This is a genomic window from Nocardia sp. NPDC005825, from assembly GCF_040630175.1.
Classification (GTDB): domain Bacteria; phylum Actinomycetota; class Actinomycetes; order Mycobacteriales; family Mycobacteriaceae; genus Nocardia.
Genome location: NZ_JBEXXC010000002.1, coordinates 44,780 through 58,859 on the forward strand (window position 1 = coordinate 44,780; position 14,080 = coordinate 58,859).

The following is a 14,080-nucleotide window of genomic DNA, read 5'->3' on the forward strand; positions in this document are numbered from 1 at the left end:
TGGCGACCGTTGCTGCACCAACGGTGCCCGGCCCAGTCTCTAGTGGCGCTCTAGTGCCGCTCACCTTGTGGCCCCCAGTCGATACATGGACAGATAGTCGTAGTGATTCGTGCAGAGCTCAAGCACTTTCCAATATTGTCGGGGGACCGCCGGCACCGGATCGTCTGTTCCCGCGAAGCCTGTGGTCTGTTGGACGTTTTGGTACCAAGGATCCCCCAGTGGTGGATCCGATGAGCGCCGACCAGGCGCCCACCTCAGCATTGCCGGGTCGAAGGGTACTCCGACCGCAGCACAGAGCGTTTCCAGCTGCGGGCCTGGTGATCGCCGCAGATCTGAAGCATCAACAACGATAGGGGTTATCGCGGTGGAGCGCACGAAGTCGAAAACCTCCACCAGCTGCTTGTAGCCCAGGTCATCGGCCGTGAATTCGGGTCGAATCCGGCTGTATGACTTGATCACCAAGCGGGGGTCTCGAATGAGAAAGCAGTTCGTCATTCCACTGATCCACTGCCAGGGCATTTCGCCGACCAGGTGCAGGGAATGGTGTTTCTGATACCAGATGGCCTTGCCGTCAGGGATGGGTCCCTCTAGCCACCGCACGACCTCGCTCCATTGCTGAGGCATCGACGCAAGCGCGTCGTCGCGGCCGGGTCGGTCAGCTCCTGTCGCTGCCAGAAAGTAGCCGTAGAAGGGCTCGTCCGCGGTCGCGGTGTCGGCCCGCGATTCCCAGGACCGCAGTAGTGCGGTCGACATGAACCTGGGCCCCGACCACATCGCTACGCGAGTCACCTGTCGACCTCCGCGCCGTCAGGCTGCACGGGACCCCGTCGTACGGAGGATCTCATTGCATGCGCGATCACACGCCGAGCCTAGCATCGAGGAGAGCGGTGGACACCGAAAGTTACTGGGGCGTGGCCGTTTTCGCGCGGCCTCGGGGCGTGAAGTGATACCCTGACAAATGACGTGGGCGGGACTGACGCCGCGTCGGCAGGAGGCGGTGTGGATGCGAGTGCTTGCGCCGGAGGATTCGATCCAGAACGGTATGCTTCGCTGCCCCTTTGGGGTCGTCGTAGCTCCGATGCCGAAATACACGGGCCGGGAGACCGCTGCGCTGCAGCAATTTTCGCAGCTGCAGGAACTGTACTCAGGCTGCCACGCCCGCAGACTTCTCGATCAGTGGCAGAAATGCGCACACGCGCGTGCAGGGTCGCTGCTGTGCTCTGGTGACGTCACGAAAGCGGTTCCCGCGCGGCGCCTGCGGACAACAGCCATGTATCAGCGTGCCGGCCCTGATGGCGGTGCGTTATCGGATAGCGTCGCGCCTTCGGCACTGACCTGATCGTCGGCTTCGAACCGAGGATCGGCCGCAGCTTCGGCAGTGGTCGAGTCCTTCGCATGATCACTCGATAACAGCTTTTCCGTACTCGATAGCAAGTTGGTGGACGTAATGCCGGTCCTTCCTGGAGGCAGAAGTCTGGACTCCGCCATAGCAAAACTGATGTTGCCAGGGCGACCGGCTCCGGCAGATATCGCCACTGTGGTGCAGCACATCCTCGCATCACCGGGATCTCGATCAGTTACGATCAACGCACTGAATGCTACTGATGATGACGTGAAACTTACGATCATCAACCAGTTCTTCACCCATCCGGATCAAGGTACTCATCGAACCTTATTCCATCAGCCTGTAATTGCCGAAATGCTAGGGACCTGGTTCGGCATCGAGTTGAACCGGACGGTTCAAACTACACGTCGAAGCTTTGCCCAAAGTGGTAAGCCACGCTGTGTACAAGTCCAGACATTCACATTTGGATCGACTCAGTTCTTTGTGTATATGACCGAGGAAAAACGCCGAGTCCTTAGCTTACTTGAGAATCTCCTTGCCGATCAAGCTGTGCTGACAACTGACAGGACATCTCCACCAAGTACTCTTGCTGAGCTCACGCCCCTCTGGCTGAAAGCGCCGGGCAAGGATGTGGGATCTTATTACGTCGCGGACCCGCCATCGATGGACTTCGACAAGTTCTTCGAGTCGTATGCGACCGCTGTATGTACCGCTCTGGGCGTTTCGTTGCGGAGGATTTCGCGTGAACTTGGGTTTGTTCTTAATGGTGACGGCCTGCGCTACCATCGCGATAGGCTGGTAAACCAGTACAGTTACCTTGCGGGCACCAGTGCCGATATACGTGAACGAACCAGAGTGGTGCAGGACCTGTCTGTTGTGGACTGGGATATGCAGGACGGCACCATTTCAGGAACGATATTCGCCCATCCGCTGGGTGACCGGTATATGTTCGTCGTCGAACCGGGTGAAGCCACCTCGCTGTTCTTCAGCGAGGAGGTTCAATTACCAGGCCCGTCTATGATGCCGTTCCATTGCGCCCTCCCCGTTCAGGATGCCTTCGCCGCCAGTACCGCAGGTGAAGCGACGGGGAAGCGATTCAGCTGCCTAGTCCGTGGGATAGCTGATGCCGGGGAAGTGGACAAGCTCATCGAAACTTCGGTCCCTGCCGATATCAACGTGCGCACACCGTCCGGGGGCGGATGTCGATTTTCGAACGGCATGCACATTGCCGGCACCGCCGGGTCGCCGGACTCCTCGCTTCACGGCATACAGTCCAGCACGTTCAACGACAAGCAGGGATGCTTCGTGACCATGGCGTCTGCTCATGCCAACTCAGCTTTGCTTGAGCACCTGAAGCTCAGCTCGGCTGCCGGGATCTTCCGCGTGACAAAACAAGGAGAGGGGTTCAGTGCCCTTAGGGACGTGCTGCCCGCAATCGGTGACCTCGGCTTGTTCGCGATCAACCGCAGTATCAACACTCCCCGATCGCGCGTCAGCCACCCGATTGCGGTCCACCTTGCAAGCGTGGCCTCATCCGTCCTGCAATTGATCGAGCTACATCATGATGAGGTGCTCCACATTCCAGCTTCCGCAATAGATTCCCTCTACCTGTCGCCGACATCGGCCATCTTCCACCGGTCGGCACCACTGGATGCATTCCATCCGGAAGCTGCACGATCGTCGCGAATTTCGACCGTCCTGGATTTTATTATCGTTTGATATGCGTTTTCATGAGATCATCACTAGAGGATATACGGTAGTCATGCTCACTTTTCTCGGTTTCGTCCCCGATGCGCCGCCCCCAGGAACATTCAGTGAAGTTGCGGGAAACTTTGAATCGCCCGAAGATCTCGCACTTCTCTGTGCCGAGCTTGAGCGGACGTACGGGGTTGTGAGGGTTATCAACACCGCATTCCCGGGATGGCAAAGTGATCTGGTCCGGGAAGAGATCGTCTTCAACTACACGTTCGGCTTCGAATTGATGCACCAGGGCATATACCCCACCTATGTCCTGGAAAGCGGAGGGTTCGACTACCGCGGTGCTACGCCCATCGGATTGATGCTCAGTGCCAACAAGCCACACACCTCAGAGCTCATGGCCAGTTGTGGGTTCCTCTGCCCGGCCTCGGTCCTCGTTCCTTCTCTCCGGTCTCTCGAGGATGCGGATTTGCTGGCACCGATAGCCAACTCCGACCTAGTGGTCGTCAAGCCAGCCTACGAGGAAGCAAGTGTCGGGCTGCGCCTGCTTCCCAATGACATTGGCGATGTGCGCGAGGCAATTCGCACCCTGCGAGCTCATGTGCCAGGCCCGTTCCTGATTCAGGAATACATCCACGGGATCGATGTGACCGTGCCTGTGATTGGAGACAGTGAACCTTACTGCCTTCCGGCTCTCGCTCTGAATCGCCTGGACCTGGACCATCGGACGCCGTTCGTCTTCGATGCGATTTCCAAGCGATCGAAGCGGGGATTGCAGTACGGTCCGATAGACCATTGGGATGCCTGCGTGGTTGGCGAGATCTACCGGATGGCCTGCGCCGGATTCACGCTCACCTCGCAAAGGGACTACGCGCGCCTGGACTGCCGTGTGGACTCTGCCGGCAGAGTCTGGTTCCTTGAGATGACGCCCAACCCCGAGGTACGACCGGGAAAGGCGTCCTTCGCAGTCGCAGCTGGCTACGCCGGCACCACATTCGCCGACGTCATGGCGCTGGTTATCGATCGCAAGGCACCCCAGTGGCGGCCGCCATCGGCTACTACGTAGCCACTGAGACTGGAAGCCTGCTTCGATGCGATCGTCACCCCGGCGCTGCGAGCGTCTGCACGTTTTGTCCTTCGAATTGCGGCGTCTGCGGCGATCGAGCAGCTCCCTCCTCGAGGCTGCGCTCATTCCAGCAGATTCCGGACTCAGCGCCGCTGCAGTTCTTCGTTGCCGTCTGGTGTGGCCCCTGGAGGACATCGCTGTCATCGAGAAATGCAATGCGGTTATCGTCGTGGCAACGGTGTCTGTCGATACCGATCCCGATTTCGTTCGCGAGGTGTTACTTGATCGGTGGCTTGAGGTAGCACCGGATCTCGGGCGTGTGCTGTCCCAAGTGCATCATTACTACGGCATGGCGGCCCTCGAGTACCTCGGTGAAGTGGCTATCGGCCTCCGCAGTGTGGTGCTCGGCGACACTCAGGTCTATTCGCAGGTGGTGCACGGGATGCGTTCTGCACAGGGCGCGGACGAGCACCACTCCCCATTTGCACTCGTCAGTCGGCGGTTTGCGGGGCTGTTGAGAGACGTGCGGCTACGTACCGCGCTTCAGCAGGGCAACACCTGCCTCGAACGCATCGTGGCAGGTCGCTTAAAGAACGCACTCAGAACCGAGGCCGCGGAGATCGCCGTTCTGGGTTTCGGCCGTACGGGCCAGCTGCTGGCCGAGATTCTGTTGAAAGAGACCAATCACACCCTTATGGTGGTCAATCGAACGGCGTCAGCGGTGGCAGGCAGGTCATCGGAGCGATTCGTGCCGGTGCCATGGGGAGAGTTCGGCTTCCTAAAGACCGTCAAGGCCATTGTCATATGTCTGGCGCCGGCGCCAGAGTCGCGCAGTTACGCGGAGCGGGTGTTCGATGTACTCGCCAGCGGTGACAGTGTCCCACTGGTACTGGACATGTCCTCGCCGTCCATCACCCGGCAGATAATGCACCGGTCATGGACGGTGGTGCAATTGGACGAGATCGCTTCCGAAGCGCGCAGCGGGCTCGAAGCGAGGCAGCGAGAGGTCAACAAAGCCAAGGAGGTCGTCCGGGACTGGGCGCGAACTGTGGCCGGCGAACTGGACTTGCCGGGCGACAACGCGTATAAGATCCCGACACCTCAACTGAGCGGCCCCAGGCTGGCTGGCCCAGGGCTCAGCCGCAAGGCGCAGATGCTGGCGGTAGTTCGGGATTACATGGCCTCTGCGGGGTTCCTCGAGATCCAGACTCCGTGTATGAGCTCGGCGGCACGATCGGGCGGTGCGTTACGCAGCTCGATCCGGTTCGAGATAGACCCTGCGGGTACGCCGGGGGCTGGTCGTGTGTACGAAGTCGGGCCCGTCTGGTTCCCTGATTCTTCCTGGGCTCCGGCCGATATCGCTGAGACCTACCTACTATCGGCTGGTATCCAGGAACCGCTGGACCTAGGCCAGGTAGTCGAGCTGGCACTGACGCTCGTCGAGGGCATTGTGCTGAAAACATGTTCCGGCAGTACCGACATGGCGCCCGGGACTGCTCCTATGTCCCGTCGACTCACCTACGAAACTGCGCTATCGATGGTGCGCCGTTACGGTTACCCGGACATATACGGTGCATGGCTAGATTTCGGACTTATGCGCAATATCGGCGACGCCGTCAGGCTCGAAACAGGCGAACGTATCGTAGTAGTGACCGATCATCCGGAACCGGCTGGCAATTTCGACACAGCCCGCAACCCCAAGACCGGCCTGGCGCTTGGGTTCCGCATCGCCCTGGATGGTTGGCAGGTGGCATCCGGATGCATGTACGAGGTTGACGAGAAAGAACTGGTCAGGCGGTTCGTGCTCGCTGGCGCCCGTGGCAGCGACGAGGACCGGCAAGCCTGCCCTACCGGATATCCGTTTGTCGCAGCTTTCAGTGTGGCATTGGATTACCTTTTTGCTCGATGTCAATGAAACCGGAATGTCGGTTTGTTCTCCTTTGGAAGTCAATTACTGCCTGGTGTGGCGAGAATTTTCCCGGACCGCTCATTTAGATCTCGAGGTGGCGGCCTTCTGTGGAATACTCGGTATTATTATGCACGCCGCCGACTTGCCTTCGGTTCAGCTGAATCTGACCATTACCGATGAGGTGACTGCAGCCAGAGCAGCTGCAGTGAAAGCTGGTCTCGCCGCGCACAATCTGCGTGTGGACGGTGCCGATGCCGCGGTGCCGATAGGGGTGTTTGCCGAGTGTGACGGGGTTCTTGTTGCGGGCGTCACCGGATTTACGCAATGGGGGTGGCTATTCGTTGAATACCTATGGGTTGCCGACGACAGCCGTGGACAGGGCCTGGGCACATATCTTTTGCGGAAAGTCGAATCCGCGGCCCGCGTACGGGGGTGTGCCGCTGTATGGCTGGACACCTTCAGCTTTCAGGCACCCGATTTTTACCAGCGTAGGGGTTACCGGACGTTCGGCCAGCTCGCGGACTATCCTATGGGACACTCCAGGCACTTCCTGTGGATGCCGCTGAGCCGGTCGTCCATGTGAAGAATCCGGAACTAGACGCGCGGGTCACCCTGGCAGTCCCCAGGGCCTGATCATGGTCATCGTTCGGACATTGGAAATCTTCCGTACGGCAAGGGTCGAGTGCATGCGCACCTGCGCGTTCGCCGGCTGATGCTCGCGCGCACGTCTGTCAGGTCAGCACCGCGCAATAGCCTCGCCGATCTCGGCCAGTACTTCGTCGGTATGAGCCAATCCAGGAAAAAGGATCTCGTATGGTCTCGGCGCGATAGCAATGCCACGAGCGAGCAATCGATGGAACAGATCGGCATAACCGTGCACGTCGGTAGATTCTCCGTTTCCTATATGGAGTCCCACGAGCGAAAACACGACCGGAACTTGAGCAGTAATCCCCGCCTTGTCGAGCCCCTGGCGAAGGTGCCCTGCGAGAGTCTGTGCTCGCTCGTGCAGGGTGGTGTAAGCCGCCTCGTCGAGTAGTTCGAGCACTGCCAGCCCGGCCGCGGTAGCCAGGGGATTTCCAGATAAAGTGCCAGCCTGATACACCGGGCCAAGCGGCGCCACTTCGCTCATGACATCGGCCCGTCCTCCGTATGCACCGATGTTGAGGCCACCTCCGAGGACCTTGCCGAATGTCGTCAGGTCGGGGATGATCCCGTAGAGTTCCTGCGCTCCGCCCCGGGCCACCCGGAAGCCGGTGATCACCTCGTCGAAAATCAGCAACGCACCGACCCGGTCGCACTCGTCACGCAAGCCCTCGAGAAACCCGTCGGCGGGTGGCACCAAGCCCATGTTGCCGGCGACGGGTTCCACGATCACGCACGCGAACTGCTCGTCCAATACGGGCACCTGATTGTAGGGAGCGACCACCGTGTCCGAGACCGCCGCATGTGTGACACCGGCCGATCCCGGCAAGCCGAGCGCCGCCACACCACTTCCAGAAGCAACGAGCAACTGGTCACTGTGGCCATGATAGTTGCCGACGAACTTCAACATGCGAGACCGGCCAGTGAACCCCCGGGCCACGCGGATGGCAGACATCGTCGCCTCGGTGCCGCTGGATACCAGGCGCACCATCTCGCACGATGGCACCCGCGAACAGATCGCCTCGGCTAGCAAGACCTCACGTTCGGTCGGGGCGCCGTAGGTAGTTCCGCCTGCCGCGGCCTGCTGAACCGCGTCCACGATCTTCGGATGCGCGTGACCTGCGATGATCGGCCCATATCCCTGAACGAGATCGATATACCGCCGGCCCTCAACGTCCCAGATATACGGCCCCTCGGCCCGCGCGACGAAATAGGGAGTACCGCCCACTGCCGTGAATGCTCTGACTGGGCTGTTCACACCTCCGGGCATTACCCGCCGAGCCCGTTCGAACAACGATTCGCTGGTTTGTAGAAAAGCGTCACTGCCTGGCATGCCGGCTCCATGATCTGTATGCGCTTGAAACGGGACAGTACAACTGCCCTCACTGTCGCTATCGCGCCAATCGTGATTGCACTTCTCAAGGTCAGTGCGGCATAGACCGGAGCCAGCTTTCGGTATCAACGGTCAGACCGTCGAAGTCGCGCACATGACCCATATTGACATCCCAATGGTGCGAGGGCACAACCACCTTGCCCCGGGCGCCGGGCAAGTCGAGCACGTGCTGTGGGAAAGCCAGACCGCTCAGCCGCTCACGTAACGCCGACATGATCTCGACCTCGTCCTTCAACGCCATCTCGAAGCGGTCGGTGGTCGGAATGCGCTGGCAGTGATAGATGTAGTAGGGCCGTACACCCAGATGGAAGAGCTGAAGAAACAGCCTTTCCAAGGTGGCTACGTCATCGTTCACGCCCTTCAAGAAGACGCTTTGGCTAATGAGCAGGATCCCGAATTCACGGAGCTTTCTGATCAATTCGACTACGGGTTGGGTCAATTCATCAGGATGGTCCACGTGCAGGCTCAAGTAGACGACCGGCCGGAGCTCTCCCAGCCGTCGCAGGAGATCCATCTTGACTCTCTCGGGCCACTGCAACGGGAAGCGAGTGTGGATACGCAGCACACGGATGTGCTCCAGCGAAGACAACGCGGTGAACAGCTGTTCGAGCCCGCGCGGGTGCATCAGTGGATCGCCGCCACTGGCGATGACCTCGTATAGCGAGCTGTCGCTGGCGACATAATCCACGATCCGATCGATCTGGGCTGGGGACAGGCGCCCGATCTTGTCCAATCCCACGCCAACCCGATCCTGCCGTTCGCAGTAGCGGCAATTGGCTGCACAAGTGTAGGACAACAGTACGAGCAGCCGCCCCTCGAATTTGCGTACTGTCCCGAACAGGGGTGAATTGATCTTCTCGTGGAGAAGGTCTCGATCGGTGTCTGCGGGCAAATCCTCATGTTCTGGATCGAAGAGGTACATCTGACGTAAGGCTGCACTCTCGGCAACCCTTTCGCGCAAGTAGGGAGTGGTCTTCTCAGCGAAACGTGCCTCTGGCTCCATCATCGCTCCTCCTCTGTATCACACATGATATCCCCCAGCTCGCCGACAATAAAGCCTTGGCAGACAACATATTTCAGAGATCTTTCCGGCTTGGCCGGCGGTGTTGCAGCGGCGGCGAACAAGCCGCCGAAAGGGCCTTGCTCACCAGCGCGCATGGGCTGAGGCGTACCGCCGTACCAGGTTTCCAAACCTTTGCTGCTGTGAGTGGCTGCCAAACCATTGCCGCTGTGGGTGAATGACGGTTGACGGCGCCGCCGGTGGCGCTCAAGGTCGACTGCGCAGCGCTACCCACGAAATTGCCGATGGCCTCTCTGGCTCACGATCAGACAGCTGTGCCGCCGGTGACTCATGATTGAATACGCAGGTCTGCAACGACTTTCGGCGGCAAGTGTACCTAGGAATCGGTGCCAAATCGCAGCGAGTAATTGCGCTGTGGGCTGGCCGCCGTCGTTGCCGGCGCAACGGCGACGGCCGTCCGCGCTGAGACGATGCCGTCGAATCGATCGGCCTCCGTGTTCGAACTGTGCGGCCCGCCGAACACCGTCGCTATCGTCCCCACGGGGGTCGTAACCGCCACTACGGCACCCCGGCTGTCGGGCCGTCGCCGGTCGCTATCGCTCCTTCGGGAGGTCTCAACCCGTTGCTGAAGGGGCTGAGGGTGCTTGTTCCGAGGTCGCTGTCTTCCCGATCTTGGGTGCTGTGAGGTCCTGGTGGCGATGGTTGCGATGAACCGTCATGATGATTGCCGATGAGTTGCCGGTGTGGTGATTGCATCGCGGTCACAGCGCGGGTTTCACTGCGATGGCACCGGTCGCCAGCCTGCCCATGGCCGCGGACCGAACTTTCCTCGAAGGCAGGCGATTCGGTGATCGGCCTGGGCTCGGTCTGCGGGGATGGTGACCGCGGTTTGCGTTGCCATGCTGGTCATGCGGAACTCGCGAAGGTCGCGCAGCAGTACATATCCCGCCCAGGTAGTCACGTCGTGCCCGTAGACATCGCAGAAGGCGTCGTACTCCCTTGCGCTGATCTGGCCGAGGGTCTTGAACTTGATCGCGGTGTGGACGGTGTCCCACTCCGGCGGGCCGATGGAGGTTCGCTCCAGGTCGAGCAGGATTGTCTCGCCGCTATCGGTGCCGACGACGTTGCCCACCCAAGCGTCACCATGTACGACGCACCACGGCAGCCCAGCCGGCAGCTGACTCCATCGCTCCTTCAATTCGGCCAGGTGCTCACGCATCCAGGCCCGGTCGTCCGCTGAGATAGTGGTCGCGCCTTCAATTCGTTTGTCCAGCCGCACAAATGGGTCCAGGGTGCCGAAGTGTAGGTCCAACGGCGGTGCCAGGGCGTGTAGCTTGCGCAGCGCGCCAGCCACCTGAATGGGGGTGCCATGGTGGTGGGGCGGGAGCTCCACCCAGAACGTGACTGCCCGTTCGTCAACGACGACGGGCTGCTCGATCTCGGGAACAACGCGCACCGCCGACATCCGTGCCGATTCGAGCCATCGCGAGACTTCGACCTCGCGCCGCGCCGCGGCCTGCTGGCCGGCCCGAGCTACTCGCGCCACGATCCCGCCGGGGAGCTTGTAGATGACGTTCTCGCTGCGATTGAGGACGACGGCCCCATCGGATCGGACACCCGCGCGGGCGCACGCGGCATGGAGAATTGCTTCGGATGAGTCGGCGACCGTCTCAAAACTCATACGGCAACAAGCCCCTCGATGCGGTCCGTCAACTCTGCAACCTCGGCCAGGTTCTGATGGGGCGATGCGAGGCGGCGCAGGTCGTCCGCGGCCCGGCGACGTTCTGCGGCTGGTCTGACACTCCAATGGGCTCGACCGTAGCAGTCGCCGTACACAGCAAGTGCGGGGACACCGGAATCGCTTCCGGCGCAGGGGGCTCGGGCTGGTCGCTCTCTGGCTGTTGCTCCACAGTGCCGACTTGTGAGGCGGTCGGTTGCGGTCGGGGCCGGTGCGGCGGCGCGAGCGGATTCGGAAGGTAATTGGCCAAACTTGGCGCAGACGGAGGCATCGGTTCGGTGCCGCCAGGGTTAGTAGCTGGTCCATCGTGTGGTGCGGTTTCTGGCGCGTATGTCGGTGACACGTTGGTGGAGTCTGGCGGCGTGGACGGCTGAGGTGCTGGCGCGCCGGAGAGGTCCGGAGACTTGGACCAGGTCACGCATATCCATCAGGGTGTCGTATCCGGGCCAGGTAGCGAGGTCGAAGCCGTAGGCGGTGATGAAGTTCTCGACCCAGTCACGATCGCGGCCGTACCGGACGGACGCGTGCCAGGTCGGGATGAGGTCGACTTCGCGGGGGCCGACACACACCCAGTCCCAATCGCCGAGTATGGCCCGGGCCGGATTGGTTGTGATGTCCCACAGCAGGTTTCCCGCCCAGGCGTCGCCGTGGATGAGGCCGGGCTCCAGGGCCCATTCCAGGTCGGTGATCTCGTGCCGGATTTCGGCGATCCGGTCGAGTAGCCAGCTGTGTTCGGGGTCGTCGAGGGCGCTGGCGGTGTCGTCGTCGAGCAGGGTGGCGTAGAGGGATTCCAGCGGCGTCCACGTGCCGAGCTCGATGGGAGGCGAGTCGGGCAGAGCATGCAGGGTGCGCAGCAATGTCCCGAGTTCTCGCGAGTTCGGGGCCATTTCGCCGGCCGGTTGGGGGTAGTAGACCCAGAATCCGACGGCGGTGGATTCGTCGAGTTGGACCGGCTCAACTCCGGGAAGCGGTGCCGTGGCCCCGAACTGGTGGATTTCACTGAGCCAGCGAGTGACCTTCGAACTTCGGATGGCCTGATGTCCGGAGGCTTCCTTGGTGCTGACGCGTGCGACCGCGCCGGGCCTTGGGAGCACGTAGACGGCGTTCGATGAGTGGTGGATCAGTTGTGCTCCTGCGCAATCGATTCCGCGGATGGTGCACGCGGCTTGCAGGGCGGCAAGGGGGTGCGTCGGCATGCAGTGGGCTATCCGATCATCGACACGGTTTGGTGGTATCGCTGTTCGAGATCCTGAACGCACGGCAGGTCAGCATACGGGGCGAGTTGGCGGCGAACGACGTTGATGGCTTCGATGCTGCGGGAGCTGGTGAGCCCGCACGCGGCGGGCAGGGCGTCGGTGAGTACCTCGCACGCCTTCTCGACGTCGACACCGTCGGTGTGGGGGCCTGCGATCAGGAAACTCCCAGCGAAGGTCGCGGCGGCGAGGACGTGGCGGCGTTCCATGCCGACTGAGTCGGCCAGCACGAAGGGGGCGTTGGCGCGGACCTCCGCGGCCTGGCCGCTGTCGTGGGCGGCGTAGATGGATTCGGCGGCGAGCTGGCGTTCGGTGAAGAAGCGGATCCATTCGGGTTCGTCGGCGGGGCGCGCGCGATCGAGGTGGACTTGTGCGGCGCCGATCGCTCTGTCGCTGGCGATGCGGTCGCCATGGAGAGCGTGTGCGCGGGCGAGCAGCGCGTTGCTTCGTGCTGCGGTGGACGGCGACCCGGTTTGGTAGGCGGTCGCTACGGCTGCTTCGCCGATCGCGACCGCTTCGGCAGGGTGGCCGACGTAGTGAGCCTGCATGGCCATGTCGGTGAGGATGTGCGCGCCGAGGGCGTGGTTATCGCCATCCTTGGCGAGCTGAAGGGCGCGGCGGAAGTATTGCTGTGCGCGGCCCTGGTTGGCGGTGTCGAACAGCATGAACCCGGCGAGGTTGAGCAGCCGGGCGGCGGCGGTGAACAGTTGTTTGCCGGTGCTGGTGGTGTAGGAGCCGCGCAGTGCGGGCCCGACAGTGGCATTGATGAATTGCAGCAGAGTGGCTCGGGCGTAGCCTCCGCCGAGGTGGCGGTCCGCTTTGGTCAGCACCCCGCACATCGACCACATGATCTCCAAATCCGCGGCCCCGATGCGGCGGCGGCCAATGCCGACGAACTCGGGTGCGCGCGCGGCGGCGAACCATTCGATGACCGGATTGAATTCGCCGAATCCGACCCACCCCTGTTCCGGCCCATCGGGTACCAGGGGGTCGGCTGAATCATCCTGCCAGGCAGGCTGATTCATTTTCATCCACATCCGCTCCAGCACCCCGCCGGTGTCGAGGGCCTGGTCCATGCGCTGCGCGAAGTCGCGAGTCGGGCGGCGCGTAGCCTTCTCTACCTTTTCGATCAGCGAGCCGCTGTCGTTGGTGATCGCGCCGAGCTTGGCGGGCGACAGGTTGCGCAGCTTTCGCCAATGTCGCAGTTCGGCTCCGAAGGATTGCCGCGCCGACTCCACGGCGGTCAATTCTCGCGGTTGCTGTGGCATCACTGCCCTCTCGATCGCCCGGAATCCGTTCAGCGCCAACAAGCCTTGGTGATGCGGACAGTTTTTCGTCCGGACTCAACATATACCGGTCGGGGCGGGCGGGGACACAGACTCGAACATGCACTCGGGCCTGGCTCGCAGTCGCCTGATCTCGGTTATCGGTCATCGGCTACGCGGGAAAGGACCGCGAAGCCGGGGCATAGGGCCCGGGCCCGGGTGCGACACAAGTCTTTCGACGCGATATAAGGGGTCACCACCATGGAGCAGCGACCGGCTGTCACGGAAGCACTGGAGTGCTGCCGGTTCTATCGGCAGCAGTGCGGGCTGCCCGCAGGAGTAAATCCGGCGGTCGGTCGGATCGTCGTGCAGGCGGGGCTGGTGTGGGCGATGACGATGCCCGCGGCGTTGGGCCAGTACGTCAAGACCGACATGCAGCGCAGGAATCAGGCGCTCGGCCCGACTGTCTCGCACCCCCGATCGCAGCGGTGGGCATATCTCATCCGGCCGGATTTGCCCGACGACATGGAGTTGTTCGCGGAGTTGTTCCGCTGCAACGTCTCAGTGATTCGCACGGGCGGTGAGATCGCCTTGCCATCTCCGGCGGACCACCAAACCGGATTCCGGCGTTGGGTCCAGTCTCCTCAGGGCACCTTCCGGCCGTCCGGGCTGGTGGTCCTCACGTCCGTCAGATCAGGCATACGCCAGGGTCTCGCGTCCGTCTGATTCCGAAACTTTGCGCTGCAACGC

12 protein-coding genes are annotated in these 14,080 nt (G+C 61.7%); 5 read left to right on the forward strand and 7 right to left on the reverse strand.

Annotated elements, in window-relative coordinates; genetic code table 11:
* Positions 1-60 precede the first annotated feature (60 nt).
* Positions 61-774, reverse strand: a complete 714-nt coding sequence (locus ABZ382_RS04865; protein WP_357085862.1) for a hypothetical protein — start codon at positions 772-774, stop codon at positions 61-63.
* Between the two features lie 766 nt (positions 775-1,540).
* On the opposite strand from ABZ382_RS04865, the gene ABZ382_RS04870 reads away from it, so the two are divergent.
* From ABZ382_RS04870 to ABZ382_RS04885, 4 genes are read left to right on the forward strand one after another with little or no spacing between them, the layout of a single operon-like run.
* On the forward strand, positions 1,541-3,064 hold the full coding sequence (locus ABZ382_RS04870) for a hypothetical protein (protein WP_357084186.1): 1,524 nt from the start codon (positions 1,541-1,543) through the stop codon (positions 3,062-3,064).
* 43 nt (positions 3,065-3,107) lie between these two features.
* On the forward strand, positions 3,108-4,109 hold the full coding sequence (locus ABZ382_RS04875) for a hypothetical protein (protein ID WP_357084189.1): 1,002 nt from the start codon (positions 3,108-3,110) through the stop codon (positions 4,107-4,109).
* A gap of 25 nt (positions 4,110-4,134) precedes the next feature.
* The gene (locus ABZ382_RS04880; protein ID WP_357084192.1) at positions 4,135-6,024 is read left to right on the forward strand and encodes a hypothetical protein; all 1,890 of its coding nucleotides are present in this window, start codon (positions 4,135-4,137) and stop codon (positions 6,022-6,024) included.
* The gene (locus ABZ382_RS04885) at positions 6,008-6,601 is read left to right on the forward strand and encodes a GNAT family N-acetyltransferase (RefSeq protein WP_357084195.1); all 594 of its coding nucleotides are present in this window, start codon (positions 6,008-6,010) and stop codon (positions 6,599-6,601) included. Before ABZ382_RS04880 ends, ABZ382_RS04885 begins: the two co-directional genes overlap by 17 nt.
* A 153-nt stretch (positions 6,602-6,754) precedes the next feature.
* Here the strand turns inward: ABZ382_RS04885 and ABZ382_RS04890 are convergent, their stop codons facing one another.
* The 6 genes from ABZ382_RS04890 to ABZ382_RS04915 all read right to left on the reverse strand — a co-directional run bounded on the left by ABZ382_RS04890 (position 6,755) and on the right by ABZ382_RS04915 (position 13,333).
* Positions 6,755-7,993: a glutamate-1-semialdehyde 2,1-aminomutase gene (locus ABZ382_RS04890; RefSeq protein ID WP_357084198.1), complete on the reverse strand. Its 1,239-nt coding sequence runs from the start codon at positions 7,991-7,993 to the stop codon at positions 6,755-6,757.
* 91 nt (positions 7,994-8,084) lie between these two features.
* The gene (locus tag ABZ382_RS04895) at positions 8,085-9,059 is read right to left on the reverse strand and encodes a radical SAM protein (RefSeq protein ID WP_357084200.1); all 975 of its coding nucleotides are present in this window, start codon (positions 9,057-9,059) and stop codon (positions 8,085-8,087) included.
* Positions 9,056-9,211 (reverse strand): hypothetical protein, encoded by a 156-nt coding sequence (locus tag ABZ382_RS04900; RefSeq protein ID WP_357084203.1) that lies wholly within the window; start codon positions 9,209-9,211, stop codon positions 9,056-9,058. The genes ABZ382_RS04895 and ABZ382_RS04900 overlap by 4 nt, the downstream gene beginning before the upstream one ends.
* 638 nt (positions 9,212-9,849) lie before the next feature.
* Complete coding sequence (locus ABZ382_RS04905; RefSeq protein WP_357084205.1) at positions 9,850-10,755, reverse strand: aminoglycoside phosphotransferase family protein; 906 nt, start codon at positions 10,753-10,755, stop codon at positions 9,850-9,852.
* 347 nt (positions 10,756-11,102) lie between these two features.
* The gene (locus tag ABZ382_RS04910) at positions 11,103-12,008 is read right to left on the reverse strand and encodes an aminoglycoside phosphotransferase family protein (RefSeq protein WP_357084208.1); all 906 of its coding nucleotides are present in this window, start codon (positions 12,006-12,008) and stop codon (positions 11,103-11,105) included.
* Between the two features lie 8 nt (positions 12,009-12,016).
* The gene (locus ABZ382_RS04915; RefSeq protein ID WP_357084211.1) at positions 12,017-13,333 is read right to left on the reverse strand and encodes a helix-turn-helix transcriptional regulator; all 1,317 of its coding nucleotides are present in this window, start codon (positions 13,331-13,333) and stop codon (positions 12,017-12,019) included.
* 258 nt (positions 13,334-13,591) lie between these two features.
* Here ABZ382_RS04915 and ABZ382_RS04920 point away from each other — a divergent pair, with 258 nt between their 5' ends.
* The gene (locus ABZ382_RS04920; RefSeq protein WP_357084214.1) at positions 13,592-14,056 is read left to right on the forward strand and encodes a DNA-directed RNA polymerase subunit beta; all 465 of its coding nucleotides are present in this window, start codon (positions 13,592-13,594) and stop codon (positions 14,054-14,056) included.
* Positions 14,057-14,080 lie beyond the last annotated feature (24 nt).

What these genes read in the sequence shown, in the direction of transcription:
- ABZ382_RS04895 (WP_357084200.1), bottom strand. Translation starts at nt 9,059, where the DNA reads ATGATGGAGCCAGAGGCACGTTTCGCTGAGAAGACCACTCCCTACTTG.
- ABZ382_RS04865 (WP_357085862.1), bottom strand. Translation starts at nt 774, where the DNA reads ATGTGGTCGGGGCCCAGGTTCATGTCGACCGCACTACTGCGGTCCTGG.
- ABZ382_RS04890 (WP_357084198.1), bottom strand. Translation starts at nt 7,993, where the DNA reads ATGCCAGGCAGTGACGCTTTTCTACAAACCAGCGAATCGTTGTTCGAA.
- ABZ382_RS04920 (WP_357084214.1), top strand. Translation starts at nt 13,592, where the DNA reads ATGGAGCAGCGACCGGCTGTCACGGAAGCACTGGAGTGCTGCCGGTTC.
- ABZ382_RS04880 (WP_357084192.1), top strand. Translation starts at nt 4,135, where the DNA reads ATGCGATCGTCACCCCGGCGCTGCGAGCGTCTGCACGTTTTGTCCTTC.
- ABZ382_RS04875 (WP_357084189.1), top strand. Translation starts at nt 3,108, where the DNA reads ATGCTCACTTTTCTCGGTTTCGTCCCCGATGCGCCGCCCCCAGGAACA.
- ABZ382_RS04905 (WP_357084205.1), bottom strand. Translation starts at nt 10,755, where the DNA reads ATGAGTTTTGAGACGGTCGCCGACTCATCCGAAGCAATTCTCCATGCC.
- ABZ382_RS04910 (WP_357084208.1), bottom strand. Translation starts at nt 12,008, where the DNA reads ATGCCGACGCACCCCCTTGCCGCCCTGCAAGCCGCGTGCACCATCCGC.
- ABZ382_RS04900 (WP_357084203.1), bottom strand. Translation starts at nt 9,211, where the DNA reads ATGCGCGCTGGTGAGCAAGGCCCTTTCGGCGGCTTGTTCGCCGCCGCT.
- ABZ382_RS04915 (WP_357084211.1), bottom strand. Translation starts at nt 13,333, where the DNA reads ATGCCACAGCAACCGCGAGAATTGACCGCCGTGGAGTCGGCGCGGCAA.